The following is a 614-nucleotide window of genomic DNA, read 5'->3' as shown; positions in this document are numbered from 1 at the left end:
GACGGCTACTGGTGGAGCTCCGGTTCATTTAAAAACATGTTCTACACCAACACGTCGCAAAACGTTATCCGTCAGCGTTGTGAAGCAACATTAGATTTGGCGAACGAGAACGCAGACATTACGTTCTTCGCCGCTGACAATCGCTTCTCATACAACCACACGATCTGGAGCAACGACGCAGCAATGCAGCCAGATCAAATCAACAAAGTGGTTGCACTCGGTGACAGCTTGTCTGATACAGGCAACATCTTTAACGCATCACAATGGCGCTTCCCTAACCCGAACAGCTGGTTCTTAGGTCACTTCTCCAACGGTTTTGTGTGGACAGAATACATTGCCAAAGCGAAGAACCTTCCGCTCTACAACTGGGCAGTTGGCGGCGCGGCTGGTGAGAACCAATACATCGCGCTAACAGGGGTTGGTGATCAAGTTTCTTCGTACTTAACCTACGCAAAACTGGCGAAGAACTACAAACCAGCAAACACCTTGTTTACGCTTGAGTTTGGTTTGAATGACTTCATGAACTACAACCGTGGCGTTCCAGAAGTGAAAGCAGATTATGCAGAAGCACTGATTCGTTTGACGGACGCAGGTGCGAAGAACTTCATGTTGAT

Annotated in this window: 1 pseudogene; it reads left to right on the top strand. The window is 48.0% G+C overall.

The window, feature by feature from the left end:
• Positions 1-614 (top strand): annotated as a pseudogene (locus tag R7Q48_RS28745) (type 2 secretion system lipase); the annotation flags it as partial.

It is taken from the genome of Vibrio sp. 378 (assembly GCF_033339435.1).
Note: the sequence above shows the minus strand (reverse complement) of the source record. Positions and strands in the feature narration are given on the sequence as shown.